The 22,824-nt window shown below is 64.0% G+C and carries 15 protein-coding genes; 3 read left to right on the plus strand and 12 right to left on the minus strand.

Going from position 1 to position 22,824, the window contains the following annotated elements; all coding sequences use genetic code 11:
* From Q1W26_RS11350 to Q1W26_RS11380, 7 genes are all read right to left on the minus strand, one after another.
* Nucleotides 1–458: UvrD-helicase domain-containing protein (locus Q1W26_RS11350; RefSeq protein WP_300439937.1), on the minus strand; the 458-nt coding region annotated here is incomplete at its 3' end.
* Nucleotides 455–3,976 (minus strand): exodeoxyribonuclease V subunit gamma, encoded by a 3,522-nt coding sequence (recC, locus tag Q1W26_RS11355; protein WP_300439939.1) that lies wholly within the window; start codon nt 3,974–3,976, stop codon nt 455–457. The genes recC and Q1W26_RS11350, both read right to left, overlap by 4 nt.
* Nucleotides 3,977–4,326: 350 nt before the next feature.
* Nucleotides 4,327–6,429, minus strand: a complete 2,103-nt coding sequence (locus tag Q1W26_RS11360) for a DEAD/DEAH box helicase (RefSeq protein ID WP_300439941.1) — start codon at nt 6,427–6,429, stop codon at nt 4,327–4,329.
* Complete coding sequence (locus Q1W26_RS11365; protein ID WP_300439959.1) at nt 6,429–8,153, minus strand: hypothetical protein; 1,725 nt, start codon at nt 8,151–8,153, stop codon at nt 6,429–6,431. The genes Q1W26_RS11360 and Q1W26_RS11365 overlap by 1 nt, the downstream gene beginning before the upstream one ends.
* Before the next feature lie 65 nt (nt 8,154–8,218).
* Nucleotides 8,219–9,589 carry a hypothetical protein gene (locus Q1W26_RS11370; protein ID WP_300439962.1) on the minus strand — a complete coding sequence of 457 codons (1,371 nt, stop codon included), beginning with the start codon at nt 9,587–9,589 and terminating at the stop codon, nt 8,219–8,221.
* Between the two features lie 270 nt (nt 9,590–9,859).
* Complete coding sequence (locus Q1W26_RS11375; RefSeq protein WP_300439963.1) at nt 9,860–12,127, minus strand: AAA family ATPase; 2,268 nt, start codon at nt 12,125–12,127, stop codon at nt 9,860–9,862.
* A gap of 2 nt (nt 12,128–12,129) precedes the next feature.
* Nucleotides 12,130–12,564 carry a hypothetical protein gene (locus Q1W26_RS11380; RefSeq protein ID WP_300439965.1) on the minus strand — a complete coding sequence of 145 codons (435 nt, stop codon included), beginning with the start codon at nt 12,562–12,564 and terminating at the stop codon, nt 12,130–12,132.
* 91 nt (nt 12,565–12,655) lie between these two features.
* On the opposite strand from Q1W26_RS11380, the gene Q1W26_RS11385 reads away from it, so the two are divergent.
* A complete protein-coding gene (locus Q1W26_RS11385) occupies nt 12,656–13,669 on the plus strand; it encodes a WYL domain-containing protein (RefSeq protein WP_300439966.1) in 1,014 nt (337 codons plus the stop codon).
* Nucleotides 13,670–13,705: 36 nt separating this feature from the next.
* Here the strand turns inward: Q1W26_RS11385 and sbcC are convergent, their stop codons facing one another.
* The gene (gene sbcC / locus Q1W26_RS11390) at nt 13,706–17,149 is read right to left on the minus strand and encodes an exonuclease subunit SbcC (RefSeq protein WP_300439967.1); all 3,444 of its coding nucleotides are present in this window, start codon (nt 17,147–17,149) and stop codon (nt 13,706–13,708) included.
* Nucleotides 17,146–18,375 carry an exonuclease subunit SbcD gene (gene sbcD, locus Q1W26_RS11395; protein WP_300439969.1) on the minus strand — a complete coding sequence of 410 codons (1,230 nt, stop codon included), beginning with the start codon at nt 18,373–18,375 and terminating at the stop codon, nt 17,146–17,148. Before sbcD ends, sbcC begins: the two co-directional genes overlap by 4 nt.
* A gap of 84 nt (nt 18,376–18,459) precedes the next feature.
* Here sbcD and Q1W26_RS11400 point away from each other — a divergent pair, with 84 nt between their 5' ends.
* Nucleotides 18,460–18,594, plus strand: a complete 135-nt coding sequence (locus tag Q1W26_RS11400; protein WP_300439972.1) for a hypothetical protein — start codon at nt 18,460–18,462, stop codon at nt 18,592–18,594.
* Between the two features lie 5 nt (nt 18,595–18,599).
* Here the strand turns inward: Q1W26_RS11400 and Q1W26_RS11405 are convergent, their stop codons facing one another.
* Nucleotides 18,600–20,225 carry a nuclease-related domain-containing DEAD/DEAH box helicase gene (locus tag Q1W26_RS11405; RefSeq protein ID WP_300439973.1) on the minus strand — a complete coding sequence of 542 codons (1,626 nt, stop codon included), beginning with the start codon at nt 20,223–20,225 and terminating at the stop codon, nt 18,600–18,602.
* A gap of 168 nt (nt 20,226–20,393) precedes the next feature.
* On the opposite strand from Q1W26_RS11405, the gene Q1W26_RS11410 reads away from it, so the two are divergent.
* Nucleotides 20,394–20,807, plus strand: a complete 414-nt coding sequence (locus Q1W26_RS11410; RefSeq protein WP_300439975.1) for a hypothetical protein — start codon at nt 20,394–20,396, stop codon at nt 20,805–20,807.
* 97 nt (nt 20,808–20,904) lie between these two features.
* Here Q1W26_RS11410 and Q1W26_RS11415 read toward each other — a convergent pair whose 3' ends face one another.
* Nucleotides 20,905–21,588, minus strand: a complete 684-nt coding sequence (locus Q1W26_RS11415) for a hypothetical protein (RefSeq protein WP_300439977.1) — start codon at nt 21,586–21,588, stop codon at nt 20,905–20,907.
* Nucleotides 21,589–21,623: 35 nt separating this feature from the next.
* A complete protein-coding gene (locus Q1W26_RS11420) occupies nt 21,624–22,247 on the minus strand; it encodes a hypothetical protein (RefSeq protein WP_300439979.1) in 624 nt (207 codons plus the stop codon).
* Between the last annotated feature and the right edge of the window lie 577 nt (nt 22,248–22,824).

The following is a 22,824-nucleotide window of genomic DNA, read 5'->3' on the forward strand; positions in this document are numbered from 1 at the left end:
GTGAACAGGCTGTCGCTGTCGAAGGCGTGCTCGCGCAGCATGCGGTTGCACCAGCTGTGGATGGTGGATACGGCGGCTTCGTCCATCCATTCGGCGGCCAGCTGCAGCTTGCGAGCGCAGGCTCCCCAGCTCTCCGGCGGATAGTCGGCGCGCAATTGCTGGAGCAGTGCGTCTGCGCCGGGCCCGGACGGATCGGCACGGAAGTAAGTTGCTGCCTGGGCGAGCCGGGCGCGGATGCGGTCGCGCAATTCCTTGGTGGCAGCGTCGGTGAAGGTGACGACGAGGATCTCCGGCGGCGTCAGGGCCCTGGGGAAGGCGGTTTCATCTTCACCATGGCCCAGCACCAGGCGCAGGTAGAGGGCGGCGATCGTGAAGGTCTTGCCGGTACCGGCGCTGGCCTCGATGAGGCGGCTGCCACGCAGCGGGAAACGTAGCGGATCAAGGGAGGTCGGGGTCATGCCTGCTCTCCGGCGGCAGCCGCAGCTTTGCGCTTGCGGGAGGATTCGACAAAAGTGGCGGCAAAGAGCGGGCGCAGCAGGCTGTCGGCCAGGCGGGCGAACTCGCCATCTCCGGTCAGTGTTTCAAAGTCGGGCCAGGCGCGCCGCAGGTAGGGGCTGGACTGGACCTCGCCGGTGAGCTTGTAGCCGCCCTCATAGACGGACTTGGCGCTGGTCGAGCCATCGAGCCACGCAAAGGCGGTCTTGATCGCCAGCGGCAGCGGACGGCGCATGCCGTCCTGCCAGGCGGCCAGCAGGGTATCGATGTGGGCCCGTGCATCGGCGGGTTCAAGGGGCTCGAAGCGCACGTTGCCGGCCTTGCTGACGATCAGCGTGGTCAGCGGTTGCCCGCCCAGGTGGCCGGCCAGGTGCACCAGCCAATGCTTGATGAGGTGGTGGCGCTGATATTTACGCTCCTTCACGGCGTCGCTGGGCTCCAGCACCACGCGCCCGCGCTCGTCGTCTGCATTCAGGCGCAGGTCCCGCAGCCAGTCGTCGATGCTCAGGCCGGTGGCCGGGTGCGTGTGGCTTATCAACTCGTCGTGAGGCGCCTCATGCGGCCATTCGGCGAGGCCCTTTGCGTAACGCTCGAACATGTCCGCCATTGGTGCGGCCAGGTCATTGATCATTACGTCAGCAAAAGCCTTGGCGGCCAGCTCGCCCCGGCGCTGGATGCGCTCAAGGGTGGCTGCGAGGGCGTCCTCCCGCGGCTGGCCGGCGTTGAGCGCCTCCGCCTGGCTGACAATGAGTTCGTTCCACAGGCTCCATTTCTGCAGGCCGTCGAGGTCGAAGGGCTCCTGGTCTTCGCTGGCCGGATCGTCGATGTCGAAATCCACGTGCAGGCGCTGGCGGAAGAAGGCCTTGACCGGGTCGCGCAGGAAGGTGGCCATCTCGGCGATACGCAAGGGTTCGCCACGGCCTACTGGGGCCAGCTGTTGTGGGCCGTCTGAGGGCCGGTCGTCTTCCATGCGCCATTCGTGGGCGTAGGTGAACAGCGGGCTGGCCGCCGCGGTGGCTGGAAAATAGTCGGGGTTGAAGGGCTGCAGGCTATGCTCGATGGTCAGGGCACGGAGCAGGGCGCCCTCCGTGGCTTCGTCTCCGGCCAGTCGCCAGCCGGCGGCCAGGTGGTCGCACAGCTGGCCGACCAGCACCGAGGGCGGCCGCACGGTGTTGTCGTTGATGCTGCGCCCGACCCATGAAATCAGCAGTTTTTCGCGGGCCGACAGCAGGGCCTCGAGGAACAGGTAGCGGTCATCTTCGCGACGCGAGCGGTCGCCGGGGCGATAGTCGCGGCCCATCAGGTCGAAGTCCATCGGCACCCGGGTGCGCGGGTAGTCCCCGTCGTTGAGGCCCAGCAGGCAGACGTGGCGGAACGGAATGGCGCGCATCGGCATGAGCGTCGCGAAGGTCACCGTGCCGGCAAAGAAGCGTTGCGACAGGCCGCTGTCGTCAAGCTGGGCCAGCCAGTGTTCGCCCACCACTGCCAGCGGCAGCGGGCTGTCGAGGCGGGCCGCGGCGCAGGCTTCCTGCCAGCGCACCAGAGCCAGGTCGAGGCGCTGCAGCGTGAAGGCGTCGGTGCTCTCTTCGGGCGCGAAGAAATCAGCCATCAATTGACGCAGGCGTGCGCTCCATTCGGCCGGCGCGGCGTCGCTGGAGAAGATTCGCCAGGTGGTGTCGAGCCGCTCGAGAAGTTGCACCAGGGGGCCGAGCAGCGCAGCGTCGAGGCCACCGATTTCATCGAAGGGCTCGATGTCGTGCCAGGCGCCGCTGGTGGTGCCGACCGCGTAGCCGAGGAGCATCCGGCGCAGGCCGAACAGCCAGGTGTTGCCTTCCGGTGCGTCGGGCAGGCCGAGGCTTTCGCGGTGCTCGGCGTGCAGACCCCAGCGCACTTTGGCGCCGTGGATCCAGCGCTGCAGCAGCGGCAGCGCGTCTTCGGGGATGCCAAAGCGGCTGCGCAGGGTCGGCACTTCAAGCAGATCGAGCACATCGCTCACGGCCACACGCCCGTTGGGCAGATCGAGCAGCTTGCCGATGGCATTGACCAGCGGGTCGTGATGGCGCAGCCCCTGGTCGGCGATGCTGAACGGAATGAAGCGCGGGTCGCGGCCGTCGATGAGGCCGAACACCGCCTGGATGTGCGGCGCGTAGGCGTCGATGTCCGGCACCATCACGATCACGTCGCGCGGGCGCAGGGTGGTGTCGGCATTGAAGGCGGCGAGGAGCTGGTCGTGCAGCACCTCGACTTCGCGCTGGGCGCTGTGGGCGATATGAAAGCGGATCGAGTCATCATCGGGCCTCACCGCCGGCCATTCCGTCAGCGTCTGGCTGAGCGGACGCAGATCGCGGATGTCGTCCTGCAGCTGGTTGAGCAGGGTGCCCCGGCCGTGAGGCGAGAACAGGTCGATGCGCTGGCGGATGTCCACGAAATGCTGCAGATAGCCGGCGCGGGCCGTGTCGCTGTCGTGCTCGTCGAGCAGGCCGATGAAGTCGCGCCCCTGCTTACCCCAGGCGGCCAGCAGCGGGTGGGCGAATAGGTGCAGGTTTTCGTCGGAAATCTCGGTGCTTGTATCGGCCCGGCGCTGCTGGCGCGAATGGGTGGCCCGCAGCAGATCCTTGTTGGCGACGATGTCGGCCCAGTAATGCTCGCAGGGGTTGTGCACGCACATCAGCACCTGGGTCCAGCGTGCCAGGGCGGCCAGCACTTCCAGCGACTGGCGCGGCAGCGCCGAGATGCCGAAGACGATCACCCGGCGCGGCAAGCCGGCGGGCCGTTCGCTGCCCGCGCCGCTCTCGGGCCACGCCTCGACCTGGCGCAGAAAGGCCTCATGCACCGCCGCCCGGCCCTGACCCGCCAGCGCACTGCCGTCCGCTGCCGCCACGTCGGCCAGCAGCGCCCGCCACAGGCAGGCCTGCCAGCCCTGTTCGTCGGACAGGGGGCGGCGTTCTCCATTCGCCTGAATCAGCACATCATCACCCGCGGCCCATGCGGCCAGCCAGTCGGCGCGATACACCTGGTACTGGTCGAACAGGTCGGCCAGCCGCTCGGCCAGCTGGAAACGCTTACGCTGGTCGGCATCCAGCGCCAGAAAACGGCGCAGCGGCGCATAGGCCGGCTGCCCCATCACATCCGGCAGCAGGCGCATCAGGCGCCACAGCAGCAGGGGCTTGTCGAAAGGCGAGGTTTCGGGAACCCCGTCGCGCCCCAAAACGGCCCGATACACCTGCCACAAAAAACGGGAGGGCAGCGACATGTCCAGCCCGGCAGCGATTCCGCAGCCACCGCCGGTCTCGTCGTTCCCGTCCTCGGCCAGCGCCAGACGCAGCCATTGGGCCACGCCGTTGCTATGCACCAGCAAGGTCTCGGTTTCCAACGGAACCAAGGGATAGCGCCGAACCCACGCAACTAGCAGATCGCGCAGGGATTCCGGATGGTTGCCATGCACAAGCATCAGGCCGGGGAGCAGGGTAGGTAAGGTCAAGGCGGGCTCCTAAGGCGGATAAATCTGTAGATCAAGGGGTGGGGAGTATTTCAACATGGAGATGCGTCAATGGATGTCGCTTAGCTCCCCAGCTCAACACCCTGCAGAACTCCAATTGGAAGTCTTTACGGAGATTCCCACCGGGTTAATAGCTCTACGGCTTCCCCGTTCACTCCAGGCGCGTCGAAAGGCAGCGCCAGAGCCGGGTCGATAAACGCCCTTTTGTGGGGGCGACTGAAGTCGCCCCCACAAAAAATCATCGGTGAATACCGACGGCACGTTCAGGCTGAACGGTGGTAAGCGCATTTGAGCCACTCCCGCACTTCCGGGATAGCGAGCCTTCGGAAGGGTCACCGATGAAGCCGAGTCCTTGGCATCTTCACGGTTGTGTTTGGGCGGACAGCCAGTTTTCTGTTGAGCGACTCGAGACCCCTGCGCGTGCAGCGTAAAACCGCCTCCGCGAAGCTCTGCTCGCGTGCGTCGGTGTCGGTGTCAAGGGGCGGGACGCCACCGAGCAACAGGCCGAATGCGTTGATGCGTTGTCTCATGATTTCGACGGCCTTTTCGTCGCGCGTTCCGCCGAAGGTCGGATACGCGTAGCGGATCGGCTGCCCCGTCAGCGCCGCCCAAGAGCCGACCCGGCGAATGCGTCCGTTGCGCTGCAGGGTGCGCACGGGGCTCGGGTCGAGTTCGTAGTGAATCAGATGTCTGCAACAGCGGTGCAAATCGACGCCCTCGCTGAGATGGTCCGTCGTGACGAGGACGTCAGGGCCGAACGGACTGTTGAAAAGGGCGAGCACGATATCGGCCTTGCCGGTGTAGAGCGTCTCTGGCTGCACGCCTTGTCCATCATGCCCCCACGAGCCCATGACCCGGAATCCGTCGTCGAGCCGGCCTGGAAAGTGGGAGCTCGTACCCCCGAAGGCGCGCTCTTTTTTGGCGATGCTTCTGAGCAAGGCAAGGGTCGACGTAGACTGGGTGTCCAGGAGCGCGGCGACGAGGCTCCGTGCCGATTCGGCGATGGTCGGCACGCTGGGGGCCGATTTGCGCGGCCGTATTTCCTCGAGCTGGTCGGCAAGGGGCTCCGCCGCCTCGGCGGGATCTCCGAGCCAGCCTGCAACCTGTCGGCGAATGCCTTCTGAGCACAGCCAGTCGAGGATCGGCTTGATGGGCTGCTCCTCCGTCTCTGGCAACACGGACGTCCAGGCCGCGCGCCACACCGCGTCGGGAGGGTCGCTGGGGATGTCGTTCTCGAGCTTCAGAGAGCTCTCCAGCCCCACAAGAAGCTCCGCTGCCGTCGCGTGGTGGTGGCAGAACACCAGAACCTTCTCGCCTGCGTCGAGCAGCGGCCGGATGGCCTCGCTGACCGCCGCAATCTTCGGGTGAGCCGTGCCGTGCCGCGCCTGGAGTGCCTGGTTTGCCTCCTCGATGTGACGCGACACGATGGGATCCTCATCGTTTGCGTTTCGCTCTGCTGCGCGCTCAAGCTCGGTGCCCAGGTGTTGCCAGCCGACGTGGAGGCGCGGATCGTTGCGACGCGCGCCTTTGCGCACGGGCGTGAGCTGGAGCAAGCGGTCCATTCGCAGCAAGAGCTGGATGTCCTCCGACGAGGCGGGGGGCGTAGCGATCTCCCACGGCACACTGCCGACAGCACCAAAATGCTTTTGCTCACCGGACAACAGATCGTCGATTCCGTGGCGAATCAGGTAGGGTTGCAGTTCCTTGATCGCCGTCTTCGCCGCGCGTACTAGGCGCTTGGATTCAGCGACAGCGTCGTGCCCCTCGCCGAGCGTGTACAGCCGTTTCATCTCGTTGGCGTAGTGCCTGATGGCGTCGAGCTGGGTCGCGCCGGCGAAGCGGAGAAGCTGCTCCAGTTCGGTGAGCCGGATACTGAACGGCGTCGCGGTGAGGATCAGCTTCCGCTTCGCGCGGTCACCAAGCTTGCTGAGGGCTTTGTTGAAGGCGCTACCCTCACCTCTGGCGCGGTGGGCTTCGTCGACGATCATCAGGTCGCAGTTGGTGCTCTGTTGCCCTTCACCGTGGCTCAGCGCATGGTGCGTTGTAACCTGGATGCGTCCCGGGTTCAGCCTCCCAACGTCACCTGGCTTGATGCGATTGTTGTGAGCGCCGAGCGACGTGAGCATCGGCACGTGGTGTTCGAGCTCCTCCGCCCAGCGGCGCCGCAGGACTTCATTCGGTGCGTAGATGCGGACCCGCTTGTTCTGGCAGGCAACGGCCCACGCGACAAGTGCACCGACGGTCGTCTTCCCGAGCCCGACGTCATCGGCGAGTAACACCCCCCGACCGTCTGCGAGGCGCGCCAGGATATCCTTCGCGGTATCGAACTGCCGCTTGAGCGGCTCGATACGGAGGCCGCCGGATTCTTGCTTGATGTAGCGATCGGGGTGGTCGAGGAAGCTCCACTGCGCGGCGTCAATCTCAAAATCGTCCATCAGACGTTGTCCTCAATGTGCCAGCCAAGTTCTTGAGCGGCGAGGCGGGCGGCGGGCCCCTCCCGCCGGGCGTAAAGCGCCCTGAGTTCGTGGCCATCCAGGCGGACACGATCCAGCAGCATCGGCTCGGTTTTCGCTGCGTCGAGGGCAGCGCGCCACTGGTCGACGACATGGAACGCACGCCGAGCGTCTGCCCAGGCCTGCACCGCGTAATCGCTGGAAGGTGCCGCCGTCCCCGGCCGCCGCGTGCCTCCGAGACCGGGGATGGCGTCGACATCCACGACCGGCCCGCCATAGCGCTGGAGGAGAAACGCCTCCCGCAGCGCCTCCGAGAGGGCGGGATCGATCTCGGGCAGGGGTGTCTTGGCGAACTCCGAAGGCGGCCGGATATCGAGGATGTGTGCTTCGAGGGCCTCGTCTCCCTGGACGAAGCGCACCGTGAGCGGGGGGCGCCCGGCATCGCTCCAACGCATCCTGGCCTCTCCGTTTCCGAGCGTGAGCGCTTTGTCGGCGCGACCGCTGAAAACGATGGTCGCCTTGATCGGCTCGGCGGGATGAGTGCTGCGCGCGCGCAGCGCAATGCATTCGCCGTCCCAGGTCGCCTCGGCCCATTCGAGCGATGACGAGGTCTCATCGTCCTCGGTTCGATTGAGGCAGAAGGGAAGCGTGTGGGGCGGATCGAAGGGTTCGGCGATGTCCTTGAGATCGCTCCAGGTTGACGCAAAAACTACGCCCAGTTCGAAGTTCCGTGGTGGCGTCTTGCCCGCCCCCCAGGCCGAAACGCTCCAGTTGGCCGAGGTCACGAGCAGGCGTCGCTTCCTGCCACTGCCGAGCAGGTACAGCTTGGCGTGGCTCCAGCGCGCGTCGGCGTCGCGGCGGGCTTGGGTGAAGCGGGCATCGTCGGGCATACACTCTACCTGTACGCCGTGTGCCTTGAGTGTGGCGCTCGTCTTGGCCGAGAGCGTCCAGCCTTCGCTCTCGGCCCACGGGTGCCGCTTTGAGATCCATTTGAGGTGGACCTTATCGGGCGCGACTCCAACATCGCTCGTCCAGCGCGCGAGGGTGCCCTTGTTCCATTCGCCGATGGTCGGCGTCAGAACGTGGATTTCCGACACCTCGAACGGCCCGAGCTGGCGAGCTGCGCTCTCGCCGCCCGGAATGCTCGCGATGAACGTGATGTCCGCCGGACATGCGACGCGGGAGAGGAGGGTGACGAGGCGCTGGACCCGCGTTTGGGCGACGGCGCCCGCCGACGTTCCGAGCGCATCCAGAAACGGGATGAGCGCTCCCCATGAGCTCCGCGCGGTCGCAGTAGGGCGCGGACCAAGGGGCAAGGTCAGCTGCCAGCCGGCCTGGATTTGTCCCTTGAAGGCCGACGCCGTGAGATTCGTCGACGACACGTGCAGCTCGATGAACTCCTGATCCTCGACCTTCCAGTGAAACGCCCACAGCTTGGAGTGCTGCACGGCACGCGACTCCGCTCCCACCGTGAAGTGCCCCACGTAGCGCCACAGCCACGGATACTGCGAAGCCTCTCGATCGCCCCGGGGCGAGGACGAGATTACGGTGATCCTTCCATGCAGCGCTTCCAGCGCAGTGCTGAGCTCGCCGAAGAACAGCGTGCGCTCGTGCACCTCTGGCGTGAGCGTGTAGCTCGTGCCGAGCAGCGAAGGTAGCAGGTGCTCGACGAGGAGCCCGGCGTCCGGCTGGTCGAAGCTCGTCATCCAGGCCTCGTGGAGACGGCCGCCAGGCGGCGGGGCGGGAAGGACGTCTTTCCAGTCAGGGGCGCTCACAGGAGTTCTCCATCGTGTTCGGGGTGATCATGGGTGATGACCTTCAGCGCAGATTGCATGTCTGCCACGCCGCACTGGGCCGCCAGCAGGCAGATGGATCGCAGCCTGAACCGGTAGTCACTCGCGACGATGCCGGTGTCCGAGACGAGGGGAACGAGCTTTCCGGCCTGCTCCCGGAACCAGCGCCGCCCGCCACCGTGCTGATCGTGATGTCTCGCCAGCGCCCGCAGTTGTTCAAGCGGCGAGATCGCGCCACGCATCGCCTCGGCGAGCTGGTCGGCGACCTGCGCGTGGGGGAACGCGCTTCGCCCTGGCGCCCTGAGCCACGCCTTGCTCATTTTGTGGAGCTGTTCGAGCTTCGACTGTAGCTCGGCCAAGCGCACGAGCTTCTGGACTCCAGGCGCCTGAGCTTCCTGGTCGCGGTTGAGTTCCGCCCAAAGCGCGCGCATGGCGTCCATCGCGGCGTCGGCGAGGCGCGTGAAAGCCGGCAGCGGCGCGAGAGACTCGCGAGCGATCTTTTTCGCGATCGCATCGGAGCCGGCGAGCGCATCGCACAGCTCAGGATGCGAGCGGGCACCCTTCGCGCTCGCCAGCGTCTCGGCGGTCAGCCGCCGAACCGAGTCGTCGCCGAAGAGCGCAGGCTTGAGGAGGCCGCGCTCCTGTTCGGGAAGCAGGCTGCCGATCTTGTCGTCGGGCGTAGGGAAGAGGCCCTTGTCTGCCTGCTCCCAGGCGGCAGGCCAACCGCGCTTGACCCAGTAGCTCGCTTCATCGTCAGTCAAATGGCGCCGTTTCGTGCTGCTTTCGAAGTGCTCCTGCTGGAGTCGCACCGCGCTGGGAAGACTGTCGTTGACGAGGTCTGCGAGCTTGAGGGCAGTGGCATCTGGCGTCCAGCCGTCGTTGTCAGTCGTGAGGCCTGCGACCGTGCGGAACATGACCCGGTACGCGCCATAGGTGCCGACCTGCCGGTAGCGGCGGAACTGGTCGGGGCTCATCGCGAAATTCGTAAACTTGCGGTCTTCCTTGCGCCAGCGATCCAGGCTTCGCCGCCCGCGTAGCTGCCCGGACGTCTGTCCGGACTCCAGGGTGCGGTCCACCCACAGAAGCTCCAGTGGGCGCAGCCATGCGTAGCGAGCGCGCTGCTCATCACGTCGCGTGAGATCCCCGCCGCCCGTGTTTTGCCACACGACGTGCGACCACTTGAGACACCAGGAGAGCAGGGTGATCCACCGGGCGTCAGAGCTTGCGTTGCTCAAGCCTGGCGCGATGAGCTCGGCGAAGTAGTCTGCTCCCGCTCGCAGGCCAAGCGCATCGCCACGCCGCATGGGCACCGGGTCCCAAGGGGCTGTGAAGTACCAGCTTGCGTTCATTGCGAATTACCTCTCAGTTTGGGAATGTCACAAAAAATTATACGGAGGGCTCCTCGAAAAACCTCTTTTCCAAAAATAACGCCTCTATAAATCAATAAGTTACGAAGCACTTGAGGTGGAAGTCAGGGGTTTTCGAGGTGCCCGGAATGAGTTTTGGTAATTTGATCAACGGTGGCCTCCTGCACCGTGGCGTGGAGCGCGCAGTGCCGGATCTTCCTCGGGGGCGCCGATTTTTCGGGTCGGCGCGCGCCCCTGATCGCCACCGCGCGCTCAAGCCGCCGCCGGACTCATCGCTACCCGCTCCTTCCACCGGCATTCGCTCATCAGCCGCCGCAGGAACTCCTCCGGTGCCAATTCCTCGTCCAGCAGATTGCGTTGCCGCACCACGTTGGCGAAATCCCCGGGGGTGAGGTGTTCCAGGCTCTGCAATTTGCGCACTAGCAGCGGCGGGATGGATTCGACGGCCTCGGCGCTCCCCAGCGCTTCGCGGGCGAACAGCGCGAGGCGCTGGGCCGGGGCAAGCGGGCGGAAGTGCAGCTTGAAGTCAAATCGGCGTAGGGCGGCGGCATCCAGCCCGTCCATCAGATTGGTGGCCGTGATGAGGATGCCGGGGAAATGCTCAATCTGCTGCAGCAACTCATTCACCTGGGTCGTCTCCCAGCTGTGCCGAGCCTGGCGGCGGTCGCGCAGCAGGCTGTCTACTTCATCAAGAAAGAGCACGCTACGCTCGGCGTCGATGTTGTTGAACAGGGCGGCGAGGTTCTGTTCGGTTTCTCCCACGTATTTCGACACCAGATCGGAAGTTGCGCGAACCACCAGCTCGCGTCCAAGCGCATCGGCCAGCACATGCGCAAACTCGGTTTTGCCGGTTCCAGGCGGCCCGTAGAAACATAGCCGGCCGTGGCCGTTGCGCTGGAGAGCCTCGGCGATTTTTCCCGGTGCGATGCCGCCGGCGAGGTTGAGATAGGCCACATCGAACTCCGTTGTGGTCTGACGCCGACGCGGGCTGGCGCTTCCATGCAGCAGGCGACGTGTCGCGGCCACACCGCCCCGCACGACATCGATCGGATCGGTATCCGGCTGAAGGTCGAGAAGGCGCCTGGCCGCGCCAAACTGGGCCGGCAGAAGTGCTTCGTCGGCAGCCAGGTCATCAAGCAGTTCCGCCGGCACCGGGGTATCCCCGAGGTGGCACTCGGCCATGCGCCGGCGCACGCTACGCGGCGGCGTCGTGAAGGCGACCGGCAGCAGGAAACGACGCAGAAAGGCGGGGTCCATGCTTTCGGCGTCGTTGGTAATCCACACCGCCGGCACCGGGTTTTCTTCGAGCGTGCGGTTCATCCAGCCCTTTTCGCCACTGCCTTGGGCGGGCTTTCCCCCGAGCAAGGCCAGCAGGATATTTTGGCCATTGCCGAAGGCGTCTTCCACTTCATCGAAGATCACCAGACAGTCGGTGCGACCCCGCAGCAGACGCTGGAGAAGCAGGTAGGCACCCAGACGACCCTCGCGCGACAGGCCTTCTCCATCGTCGTCCGCAGTCTTGACCCGATAGGCGGTGAGCTTTGCGGTGGTGGCCAGCGCTTGCGCAAACTCGGTCTTGCCGGTGCCGGGAGGGCCGTAGAGGAGGGCATTGACTCCCTTGGCGCCCTGATCTGCCGCACGGGCGAGCACGCTTTGCAGGCGCTGGCCGTCACGGTCAAGATGCGGAAAATCGGCCAGTGTCCACCGCGATGCGGGCGCTTCTTCGACGATCGCGGCGAGGAGTTCGTCCTGGTTCTCGGGCGCCAGGATCAGGATGTCATTAAACAGTTCTTCAGGCTTTACGAAGTCTTCCAGATCATCCCGGGAACGGCCGACGCGCAACAGCTGCAGGACGCGCAGGGTGCTTTTGCGTCCCAGGGCGCGCTTGATTTCGGCCAGCGGCACATCGATCGCGGCGGCCAGGCAAGCATAGTTTTTACGCTGGCCCGCGCACTGGGTTTCACGCAGAAAGTCACTGAAGGCCGGTGTATGGGCGCGCTTCTCGGCAAAATCGAGGATCGCAGTCTCAACGGCGTCGAGGCCTGTGCAGTCCGCAATCACCGCCACACTGGGATGGGTCGGCGCGGCGCCATCCTGGATCGCGAGGCGCTGCAAGACGGGCAAAGGTACCCGCTGGAGTACGTCAGCCAGGTAGGCGCGCATGCGCTGTCTGGGCAGACCACGCAGGCTTCGACGTTTGGGCGGGCAGAGGAAATCCGGCAGATCGTCGTCACAGAACGCGTCATCGGCGCCCTCGCTTTCTTGCTCCTCTTTCTGCTGCCACTTGGTCTGAAGCTGCACCAGCAGCCGCGGGTCGATCAGCGGCAAACAAAGCGCCCACAGGGCGCCCAGAAAGTCCGAATCTTCGAGCCGGTCAAGCAATTCGGTTCGTTGGGTGATCAGCTGCAGGGCGTAGCGGCCAGCGCGGCGCTGTTCGGCCGGCAGGGTACTGAAGTCGGTCCGCCACGGTGAGCGGCTGGAAGGGCGCACTGCGCGGGGCAACCTGGAAGATACGGCCATGATCAGTTCTCCTCGGAAGTCCAGGTTTGCAGGCGACGGCTATCGAAATGCCACACGACGAAGTCCCCCCGATGCGGCCCTTCCTCGATGAAGACGCCAACTGCGAGATCGAGCGGCTCGCGGAAATACGCATCGCCGGAATCCTTTTCGGTATCGTAAATCGGCGACTCGAGCACCTCCACGACGATGGCGGGCTTGCCATAAGTGGGCCAGCGACGATTCTTGAGCCCGGCCTTCCAGCCGACGACATCACCCGGCCGAAAGGCCTCGCGGCGGGTGAAGCTCCGGAAACGCTCGCGAAGGCCGGCAGCCAGATCCTCCAGCGGCGAGTCGAGCGGTTCATCGTCAAACAGCAGGGGCTCGGGGTCGTTCTGGCTAATCCCGATCTTCGCGAGCAGTTCGCTGGAAGACAGGGGCTTCGGGTTTGTCGGGTTCATCGCACTCTCCTGGTGGCTTCGATGAGTGCATTTGAACAGGACAGTACGTCATCAGATGTCGTACTCTGCCCTCTTTGAAGGAGAGGTGAAGATGGCTGCTTACAAGGATCGTATAGACCGGCTGAACATGCTGGCGAAGCTGATTCCAGCTCATTTGTCGAAAAACGATTGCCCTGATCCCGGGCGGCTGCTTGGCAGCATGGCCGAGCAATACGACCAGCTGGTCAGCGAAAGCGCACGCCGCCGGGCAATCCAGCGTGACCTCGAAGCGCTGGTCAAGGAGAAGCGTATCGAGGTAGTGAATCCAAATGGAAAACCCCTGCGCTATCGCCGGCTGATCGATCCCGATGCGGCAGATCCGCGCATGTGGGACTACGCCCGCAAGCTGATGACTTCACTGATACGCGATGCGCTGCCAGAGCGTCGACTCGAACGGATCTGGGCCAAACTGCGGGAAGAGGGTGACGAGTTTGGTCTTGGCGACGACAAGCTGTGCATTCTCAGCGATACCCAGCGTCTCCTGCCGGCTGACATTCGCGAAGAGGTGCTCGCCGCAACGCTCGAAGCCCTCTCCCTGTCGCGAACCCTGCACGCCACCTACCGCGACCGGGACGACAAGCTGACCCGCCCGGTGCTGCACCCCCAGGCCCTGCTGCAGCGCGGCCCGCGGCTGTATCTCTTCGCCATGAAGAACGACGAGCTTGAGCCGGTGCGCATGTATGCCTTGCACCGCTTCATCAGCGCGAAGCTTGGAGAGGAGTCTGCCCGTGTTTCAGAGCACTTCAATCTTCAGGACGCCGTTCGAAAAGGCCAGGTGGATTTTGCCGGAGACCGCCAGGTTTGCCTGGAACTACGCGTGCGTGGTTATATCGCCGAACTGCTCCGGGACTGCCCGCTATCAGACAACCAGGTGATTGAGGACGAGTCCGAAGGCAGCCCCTTTGTGGCCCGCGTCAGTGCCACCGTACCCGACACGGGGCAGCTCCTGCGCTGGGTGCTGGGCTGCGGCGCCAACGTGGAAGTGCTTGCGCCGCCCAAGCTGCGCGAGGTGGTCGCGGCCCAGGCCGCAAAAATGGCGGCGCTATACAGCGGGCCGGCGGCCTGAGCGTTCTGCTTCTCGACCTCATCCACGGATCTGCGACTAATAAGACAGCCGCGAATGGCCGATGCCGCCCCCTTTATCAACCCTGATCTGGGCGGGAATGCGTTCCTTCAGCCCCTCCACGTGGCTGATGATGCCGATCATCTTGCCGCTGGCGTTGAGGGTGTCGAGTGCATCCAGGGCGATGTCCAGCGTATCTCCGTCAAGGGTGCCGAAGCCTTCATCGAGGAAAAGTGAATCGATGGATGTCTTGTGGCTGACCAGATCGGACAGGGCCAGCGCGAGGGCCAGACTGACCAGAAAGCTTTCGCCGCCGGACAGCGTCCGGGTGTCGCGGGAGGTTTCGCCCTGCCAGCTGTCGATGATCTCCAGCTCCAGCTCTCCGCTGCTCTTGCGGCGCAGCAGATAGCGGCCATGCAGGCGAACCAGGTGACGGTTGGCCAGATGGAGCAAATGATCAAGGGTCAGCCCCTGGGCAAACTTGCGGAATTTGTCGCCCTGGGCCGATCCGATCAGGCCGTTGAGGCGCTGCCAGACGTCCGACTCTGCCGTCTGCGCCTTGATCTGGTCAAACAGCGCTTGCTGGCCAAGGCGTTGCTGGGCGTCTTTTTCAAGCAGGGCACGTTGTGCTCCGATTTGTGCGTTCAGGTCGGCAAGCTGTGCTTCCAGTTCCGCCAAGTCCCGTTCCAGATCGGCAAGCCCCCTGTCGGTAAGCGCCCGGGCCTGTAGTTCGGCGAGCTTTTTGCCGGCCGAAAGCTGCAGGGCGGCGGCTTTCTGGCAATCCTGCTCACGGGCCTCCTTGAGGAGCTGGAGGCGCTGGCGCTCGGCGGCGGGGAGCAGTGCAGCCAGAAATGCGTCCCGGTCGGCGAAGGGGCTGGCAGCGCAGGCGGCCTGCCAGTCTCCGGCCGTGCGGGTCAGGGCCGTACGCTGCTCGGCAAGGGTGCTTTCCTGTTGCTGAATGCGCCCGGTGAGGCTGTCCAGCTGCCGGGAGAGCTGGACGATCCGCTCCGCGGTCCGGGCCAGTTCAGAAACGGGGTCGTCGGCAACAAGGGCTTCCAGCGGGGCCTCGGCGGCCTGGCCCAAGGTCTGCCAGCGGCTTTCCCATTGCTCGGCATCAGCCTGGGCGGCCTTGCTTTCGGCCTGATGACGCGGCAGCTCGATGGCGAGTTGTTGGATGCGTTGCTGGCTGCGCTGCCACTCCAGCCACTCAGCCTCCCGCTCCCGCAGCCAGGCGACAGAATCGGCCGGCCGCTCGAAACCGGCCTCATTCAAGCTGGCAACAAGGCGGGCGTCCAGATCCGTCCGTTCTTGTTGCCGCGCCTTCAGTTGTGCGTGGCCGTCAGCCAGGCGCGTAGCTGTGCTATCGATCTCCTGCTGCAGCAAGGCAAGATTGCTGCGGGCAACCACGAATGCCTGGCTGCGCGTGTTCACGAGCTGGCTGGCCTGCTGGATGGATGCCTCTCCTGTCTCGGCGCCCTTGAGGTCGGCGCCGAGGCGTGCCTGCACCCGCTCGGCCAGCTCCCGCCCGGCCTGCAGGGCGTCCGGGACTTGCCACGCGTCGGGGGCGGGCGTGTCGGCCAGCCGGGCGCGCTGGCCGTCCCAGTCGGCAGCGTCACGGGCCAGCTCCTTGCCCGTCTGCAACTGCTCGGCCAGGAGCGAATCCCGTCGAGCTTGCGCAGCCTTGAGGTCCCCGGCCGCCTTTTGCCCCTGCTCAACCACGGTTTCGAGGGCGGCCTGCCTTTCCTTGAGCACCGCTTCGGTGACCGAGACGTCGAGGGCCTGGTAGGCGGCGATCGCCGGGTGTTCGGTTCCGCCGCACAGGGGGCAGGCTTCGCCGGGCTGGAGGCGCTGGCGATGGGCTTCCAGGCTCTGGATGCGGCGCTCCTGCTCGAGCAGCTTCTGCTTGTCAGCCACCTGGCCTTTCAAGTCCCGGTGCTTTTCGCGCTGCGTGCCGAGGGACGCTTCCTGGCTGACGATGCTGGCGTTTTCACGCAGGATCCGCTCGGTCTGGGCTTCGTGACGGCTCGTCAGCTCCCGGCGCTGTCGGGCCAGGGTTTCTAGCTGTTGCCAGCGGGCCAGGCTCACCTGGCCATCCTGCCAGGCCTGTCGCAGGTCGGCCAGGCTGCGGCCGGCGAGACGCGTGCCCTGCTCGGCCTGGAGGGTCTGAAGGGCCCGCTCGGCGGTGGTTCGAAGCTGGTTGGCGAGCTCGACATCGGTGTTCTGTTTCTTGAGCTGGGCTTCCTGCTCAGCCCGCGTGTTGAACAGGGTTTTTTGGGCAAGCTGGCGCTCGACAATGTCATTGCCCAGCGTCTGGTCGTGGTTGAACTGCTGACGCCAGGCACCCAGGCGTTCGCCCAGCCGTGCACGTTGCGGGTGGGCGACGCACGCCTCTTTGAGCTTTCGACTTTCGTCCTGAAGTTGCTGCGATTGCCTTGCGGCGTTATTCGAGATGTGGCGCGACAGGATGCGTGCGAGGGTGTGCTGGTTGACATGTTGATGCACCAGCGCGGTCTGCTCGGCACGCAGGGCGAGCAGGGCCGCTTCGCTATGATTCACCGCTAGTCCGCTCTCCTGCCAGCGCTCGTGCAGTGGTTTGAGCGCTTCCGCGGGCATGCTGTCGGCCAGGCGACGCAGCTCCGGGGCCACGTCGGCCAGTGCCTGTTCGGCGAGTTTCAGGGCCGCGTCGGTATCGCGTGCCTCCTGCCCGGCGTGTTCCAGATCCAGTCCCCACTGACGTAGGGTCCGGGTCTCGTGTTGGCTGCGCTGCTTGTCGACCAGCTCTGCACCGAGGCGGCTGATCTCCAGCTCCCTGGCCTCGCGCTCCCCGGCGTCGAGCAGCTCCATGCCGTCGGCCCGTGCCTTGAGCTGGTTCAGCTGTTCACGAGCTTCTTGAGCTTGTTCATAGACACGCTGGGAGATCAGCCCGTAGATGTCGGTCCCGGTGAGTTCTTCGAGGAGCGCAGCCCGATCGTTTGCGTTGGCATTGAGAAATGCCGCGAAGCCGCCCTGGGCCAACAGCATCGATTTGGTGAATCGCGGAAAGTCGAGGCCGGTTATCTCGGCGATCTGCCTGAGCTTGGGGGCGATCTGACTGCAGAGAATTGCGCCCTGCCCGGTAGAGGGATCCACTTTCGAGAGCTCTGCCTGTGGCGGCTGGAGGTTTCCCTCCGGATTGTTGCGCGCCCGATGTTGGCTCCAGAAGGCCCGGTATACCTCGCCTTTGACCTCGAACTCTACCTCGGCGAGGCAGTCGGCCGTATGGCGGGTCATGATGTCGTTGCCCGATGCGGAGATGCTCTTTAGCCGTGGTGTCTCGTGGTAGAGCGCCAGGCAGATGGCATCCAGCAGGGTCGACTTGCCAGCGCCGGTAGGGCCGGTGATGGCAAACAGACCATTATCCACAAAGGGCGGGCGGGTGAAGTCGATGGACCATTCACCCTTGAGGGAATTGAGATTCTTGAGGCGAAGTCTGAGGATTTTCATTGGGCGGCATCCTGCAGCTCGGCAACGATTGCCGTGTAGCGTTCGGTCAGGGCCGCCTCAAGGTCGTCGGCGAGCTCTTCCTGGGCAAGGCGACGGGCAAAAACGTCGGCGGGGGTGAGCTCATCCAGGGTTTCGCTGACCTTGGCTTCCAGCCGGGCCACGGCACTGCCCCGGTCGCGGCGGATGCGCAGTACCTCCACGTGGAGCCCTTCGGTCAGGGCCTCGATACGGGCCGGAAGATCAATCAGATAGTCGTCCTCCTTGACGGTCACCTCCAGCCAGACCGGCTTTGCTGCGGTGCCTTCGCTTGCCGCCGCGGCAATCGCCGCCTTCAGCTCCAGCAGGTTGCCGCTGATGCAGATCAGTGCCTGAAAGCACGGTACCGGCAGCGGGGTCACCGACTTCAGTCCATCCGCACCCAGATCGACCAGCAACACCTCCTTCTGTTGGCGAGTCTCGTCAAAACTGAGTGGGATGGGCGAGCCGCTGTAGCGGATGTGTTCCTGTCCGCCGACCGGTTGAGGGCGATGAATGTGCCCGAGGGCGATGTAATCGGCCGGCGGAAAAGCATTGGTCGGAAAAGCCTCAAGGGCGCCCACATAGATCTCCCGCACCGACTCGCTGGCACTGGCTCCCACCGTGGTCAGGTGGCCAGTGGCAATCAAGGGCAGCGTCCGGCCGAGGTCGGTGGCCAGGGCGGAGCGTCGGGCGCTGGCCGCGTCGAAAACCGTCTGATAGTGGGCCTTGATGGCGACCTGCAGTGACAACAGTTTTTCTTCGGCGCTTTGCCCCGCCTGGCTAAAGAGCACATCCCGCGGACGGATGAAAGGGATGGCGCACACCACACAGCCGGCTTCACCGTCCCGGCGCGGCAAAACACACACCTGAACTGCCGGATCTGCGGCGGCGGCCACGACGGTTGTCCCCAGGCAGGCCAGCAGGGCCCGGCTTTCGTCCAGCACCGCCACCGAATCGTGGTTGCCACCGAGCAGCAACAGCCCGACACGTGCATCTCGCAGCCTCACCACCAGCTGGCCATACAGCTCACGGGCGTAGCTGGGCGGCGCACCGGTGTCGAAGATATCGCCGGCGATCAGGACCGCATCGACGTTGTGCGTGACGACTTGCTCCAGCAGCCAGTCGATCAGTGCCTGGTGCTCGACCTGCCGGCTCTTGCCCATAAAGTGCTGGCCGAGATGCCAGTCGGAAGTGTGGAGAATGCGCATGGTATGACGATAGATGAGTGAGAAGGCCGCTGGTATGGGTCGGCTGTACCGCAGGGCAAAAGTGAAGAACCGGGAGCCGGCGGCATGCCCGCAGAAGTGTCCTACTGGCAGGGAAACGCTGCCGAAGACCCGACGCTGACACTGACCTTGCACGACCCCTTTCTCGAGGGGGGCATCGGCTTCGAGGGTGAGGTCGTGGCCCTCCTCGACTACGCCTGAGCTGCCTACCCCAGCGCCTTGGCCAGACAGGCTTCGGCGCGGGGCGACAGCACCATCTCCACCGCCAGATGTGCCCGGGTCAGGCCAACAAAGAGCTTGCGGCGCTCGATGTCCGTGAGCGCGTCGAAATCCAGTTCGCTCAGCACGACGCCGCCCGCGCTTTGCCCCTTGAAACGGTAGATGGAGTCGACCAGCAAATCACCTTCGGTCCAGCGTGGCGTACCGTCGGGGGTGTAATGCCCGGTGAAGCGTTTCAAGACAAAGCCACCAAGGCAATCCGCGTTCTGGAGGATGGACTTGGCGCGTCCGCGACCGCTCAACACGACAATTTCGGCCAGGGGAATGCCGCGTGCCATGAGGTCCAGCACCGCCTCTTCGGTGCGCGTCGGCAGATCCCGCTCGTCGGCATAGGTCCGGAAACCCGGCAGCTCACCTTCGTAGGGGCTGCGCCCTTCGACCGGATGATCCGACAGTCGCAGGGCATTGATGACCTGACAAATCACTCTCGGACTGCGGAAGTTGTCGTGACAGTTGAGGGTGACCGCCCCGTCGAGATCGAAGCCGTCCCGCTCGTAGAGGCGCTGCGCATTGTCTTCCATCACATACAGCCGGGCATCCTCCGCCAGTTGGGGCAGCAGGCTGGCGACCCAGTCAGGCTCGAAGTCCTGCCCCTCGTCGATAATGATCAGATCGTAACGTGGTGTCTGTGCCGAGGATGCTGCGCAGTAGGTTTCAGTCAGGATCTGGAACATCTCAGGACGATCGAAGTCCGGGGCGCTGTGGTTGCGCGCATGGTACTCGACGCACAACTCATGGAAGCTGGTCACCTTGGCCCCCGGCGGTGCAATGCGCCCCATGTGATCTGCCAAACTGCGGTTGAAGCAGACATAAAGGCTGTGTTGCCCCTTTGCCGCAGCATCCCCAAGCAGGCGTAAGGCGAGTTGCGTCTTGCCAGACCCGGCCGTGGCCTGAATGCGCACCGCGCCAGAAGGGGAAACAATGCGCGGCACCCAGGTTGCGAGCCCATCCGCCAGTCGCTGGCTGCTGCGCCTGACTTGTTCGCCGAGCACCTGCAGATCTGCCGATACCCGGAATTCGTTGGCGAGAAAACGCCGGATCGACGCCACATCACTCTTGCTATGCCCCGAGTCGAGCATTTCCCGAACCCTGGTGCCAAGAAGCGGGTAGTCGCTCGCATCGATGATTCGGCTGCGGGGAATCGCCACCACCGGTGTCTCGCCCAGATGGTAGTCGGGGAGCACGAGACAATTGGTGACTTGGGCATGGAGACTGGCTTCACTCAGACTGCTCACCATCGCGCTGTACTGGACGCGGGTCTGGCGCGCCACGTCATGCTCCCGGCCCTGGTAGAGCTTGAACACATCGCCGTTGCGCAGCACCACCCCGCCCGCCTTCACCTCCATCAGCAGCATGTTGCCGGTGGGGCTGAGGATCACCAGATCGATTTCCCCGTGGTGGTCGCTACCCAAGTAAAAGGTGTGCCACGAGACGCTGTGGAAAATCTCGAAGTTGTCAGGAAGACATTGCTGAAGGTGCTCCAGTACATCGAGTTCGCGAGCCAGGCCCGCATCCTTGCGTTGCGTGGGAAGGCTGGGGGAAAGCTGGGCCATCTGGGAGTTCGTACTTAATCGGAATGGATGACACCCCTGATTCTCCCACAATGAGAAGGCATGAACAGGCCCCATTCCTTACGTTCATCGGGATGCTCGAGTGCGACAGGAGATGTCGTTGGTTCAGTCCAGAATAAAACCCTCAAAAAGATTTCCACTGGAGCCCCCATGACAGTCGACCTTCGTCCCATCTCTTCCGGACCGCGTTTCAAGTCTGCCGCCGTTCGCGAGCGCCTGGAGAGCAGGAATTACATCGCCGTCTGGCTGGAAAACATCACTGCGCCGGAGGGGGACCCGATGACCGAGTACGAATTCATCATCATGGTGTTCCCCAGAGAGCTACCCGACCCCGTGCTTTTCATTACGTCGGAGAGAGACGCCTGTTATGGTCATGCCAGCAAGAAGGGTGCTTCTGGCAAAGATGGCGGTTCGCACTTCTTCTGCCTGTTCGATGCCGACCGCCACTACAACTTCGGCGCATCCGACTCCTGGGCTGACCCGCTACTTTTCCGGACCGAAGCCATCATCCACATGGTTGAGCGTACGGGAGAATTGTTGCGCCCGGAGGGCGCTTATTTATAGCGGCTCCCCTTGTATCTAATGACTGCCGGGAGGACACGTCTCACCGGCTCTGATCACGATTGAACAGGGATGCCGCCAATGCTGGACTTGAATGACCCTATGCGTTACTACGCCATTCGTAACCGTCCGGCCATGGGCTTACCTCGTTAGCGAGCGTGAGTTCGGAAGTGAAAATATCTTTCATCTGGCCAGAGGGCACCCGGCGGGGAACCAGTGTTTGACTGGGGCCGGGCAAGTAGCCCTTGGCGGCAAGCAGGCACCGCGTGTAACGGAAGGGCTCCCGGCCTCCCGGTGGCGCAAAAGCGTGCTGCACGCCCAGGATGGACAGAAGCTCCAGAAAGACGCGGACGGTGCTGAACCGGTCATCCTCATTGAGGGTGAAGCCCGCATCGAGTGCCGACCAACGGGTTCCTGCATCGAAGCGGAAACGCTCCTTCATGGTCGTTCCGAGTTGCAGGACTTGCGCGGCGCTGCCGAGCTGGGGCCGGAGTTGCAGCGCGGCGGCCCGGAGCCCACGCAAGATACTGACGGCGCCAGTTTGTCCGGCACTCAATTTCCAGGCGGACCTCTCCTCAAAGTCAGGACGCAACCAGTTGTTGAGCAGGAGCGGCGACTCGCCTTCACCGAAACGAAGCTGTAGCGGCGGGAACTTGTCGTCATCCTGGGTGGGGTGGAGGGCCGATTCGTCCAGATGGATTTCCATTGTGAGGAGCCGATCCACCGCGGCAAGGACATCGGAATCGCTGACACCAAGCAGTCGGAAGCCCTGCGCGGTCCACATGGCCGACAAGTCCGTTTGGCTGGAGGAAAGCAAACCTAGAAGCCCCAGACACGCCAGATACTCCCAAAGTTACGTGGGTCGGCCGGGATATCGACAGCGTTAGGCGATGGTGCTGGAGCGGGAAGAAGTAACGGCTGTGCGGACTCCGTGGCTGGCGCTGCGGCAAGGCGTTCGGCATCCAGTTCTGCCAGGACATCCGCTCTCTTGCGTGCATTGGCAAAGACATAGGCATGGTGTGGCAGCGCCGCGCCAAAGACTGCCACCACTCGGGCCAGCGTCGTGTCGGGGCCGGCACGCATGTCCATTGGCTTGACCGCCAACCAGGCCGCATCAATGCGGATCACCGCAGCCAGTCCTGCAACGCGCTGAGCCGCGGCCGATAGGGGCCAGTGCAAGGTGATGAGCTGATCGCCCTTGCGCAGTTCGATGCGGATATCGGCGCCCGACGTGTTCAGATCCAAGGGAACAAAATCTGGAGACGGTGAAGGGGACGGTGGCGAGGGCAATGCAGGACTCAGGGCTTGCGGGGATTTAGCCCGAGTGACGGCCTGATGGGTCGGGGCGCTATAGAGCACCCAGCGACGAATGAGGCTGGCATTGAGGCTGTTGGCCAGCGCCACGGCTGCGGTTGAAATACCGGGCGCCTTGCAGGTGGCCACGACGTCGACCTGCGGTGGGGAGATGGGTTGTTGAAGCGTCCATGTGTCCTCCAAAGGAGTTGTGCGATGACGTGATCATGGGCTCAGGAGCGCCTGAGAAGATGACTTGGCTGGACGCTTACGGTGATCGGGCACCTGAAGGGCGACTGCTGGCTAAGGCGAAACTGGCTTAAAGGATTCGAAGGGGATGTGTTGCACCCGGTGCTGTGTGCTGCTCGGGCGAGGGTTCTTGGCCGGAGGGTAGACCGCTGGATGTGGCAGATATTTCAGGGCCGACTATAAGACATGATCTGTCGTTTAGGGCTTGTACACTGGGTTTTCCTTGGATTGGAGACTTGTGTGAGCGGCTCGGATGGCTCACCTACCACCATGCTGCAACCGCTTGCCCCGGGGCTCAGTGTGCAATCGGTCGAGGTTGACGTGCTGTGACTATATTGAGGCATTAGTTTTTTAATTGATGCCGTGAAAAAACGATGTCTTGTGCTCAAGTTTCACTTTTCTGGGTCGATACTCTTAATGAGTAAAATACGGGAAAATATCAGCCGTTATTTTTATCATTGGTGTTGGGCTTCTACAT

This window comes from Zoogloea sp. (genome assembly GCF_030157465.1).
Taxonomy (GTDB): Bacteria; Pseudomonadota; Gammaproteobacteria; order Burkholderiales; family Rhodocyclaceae; genus Zoogloea.

Excerpts from the sequence above, each read along its gene's own strand:
- Q1W26_RS11360 (WP_300439941.1), bottom strand. The coding sequence starts at position 6,429 with ATGGACGATTTTGAGATTGACGCCGCGCAGTGGAGCTTCCTCGACCAC.
- Q1W26_RS11365 (WP_300439959.1), bottom strand. The coding sequence starts at position 8,153 with ATGACGAGCTTCGACCAGCCGGACGCCGGGCTCCTCGTCGAGCACCTG.
- Q1W26_RS11370 (WP_300439962.1), bottom strand. The coding sequence starts at position 9,589 with ATGAACGCAAGCTGGTACTTCACAGCCCCTTGGGACCCGGTGCCCATG.
- Q1W26_RS11375 (WP_300439963.1), bottom strand. The coding sequence starts at position 12,127 with ATGGCCGTATCTTCCAGGTTGCCCCGCGCAGTGCGCCCTTCCAGCCGC.
- Q1W26_RS11380 (WP_300439965.1), bottom strand. The coding sequence starts at position 12,564 with ATGAACCCGACAAACCCGAAGCCCCTGTCTTCCAGCGAACTGCTCGCG.
- Q1W26_RS11385 (WP_300439966.1), top strand. The coding sequence starts at position 12,656 with ATGGCTGCTTACAAGGATCGTATAGACCGGCTGAACATGCTGGCGAAG.
- sbcC (WP_300439967.1), bottom strand. The coding sequence starts at position 17,149 with ATGAAAATCCTCAGACTTCGCCTCAAGAATCTCAATTCCCTCAAGGGT.
- sbcD (WP_300439969.1), bottom strand. The coding sequence starts at position 18,375 with ATGCGCATTCTCCACACTTCCGACTGGCATCTCGGCCAGCACTTTATG.
- Q1W26_RS11400 (WP_300439972.1), top strand. The coding sequence starts at position 18,460 with ATGCCCGCAGAAGTGTCCTACTGGCAGGGAAACGCTGCCGAAGACCCG.
- Q1W26_RS11405 (WP_300439973.1), bottom strand. The coding sequence starts at position 20,225 with ATGGCCCAGCTTTCCCCCAGCCTTCCCACGCAACGCAAGGATGCGGGC.
- Q1W26_RS11410 (WP_300439975.1), top strand. The coding sequence starts at position 20,394 with ATGACAGTCGACCTTCGTCCCATCTCTTCCGGACCGCGTTTCAAGTCT.
- Q1W26_RS11415 (WP_300439977.1), bottom strand. The coding sequence starts at position 21,588 with ATGTGGACCGCGCAGGGCTTCCGACTGCTTGGTGTCAGCGATTCCGAT.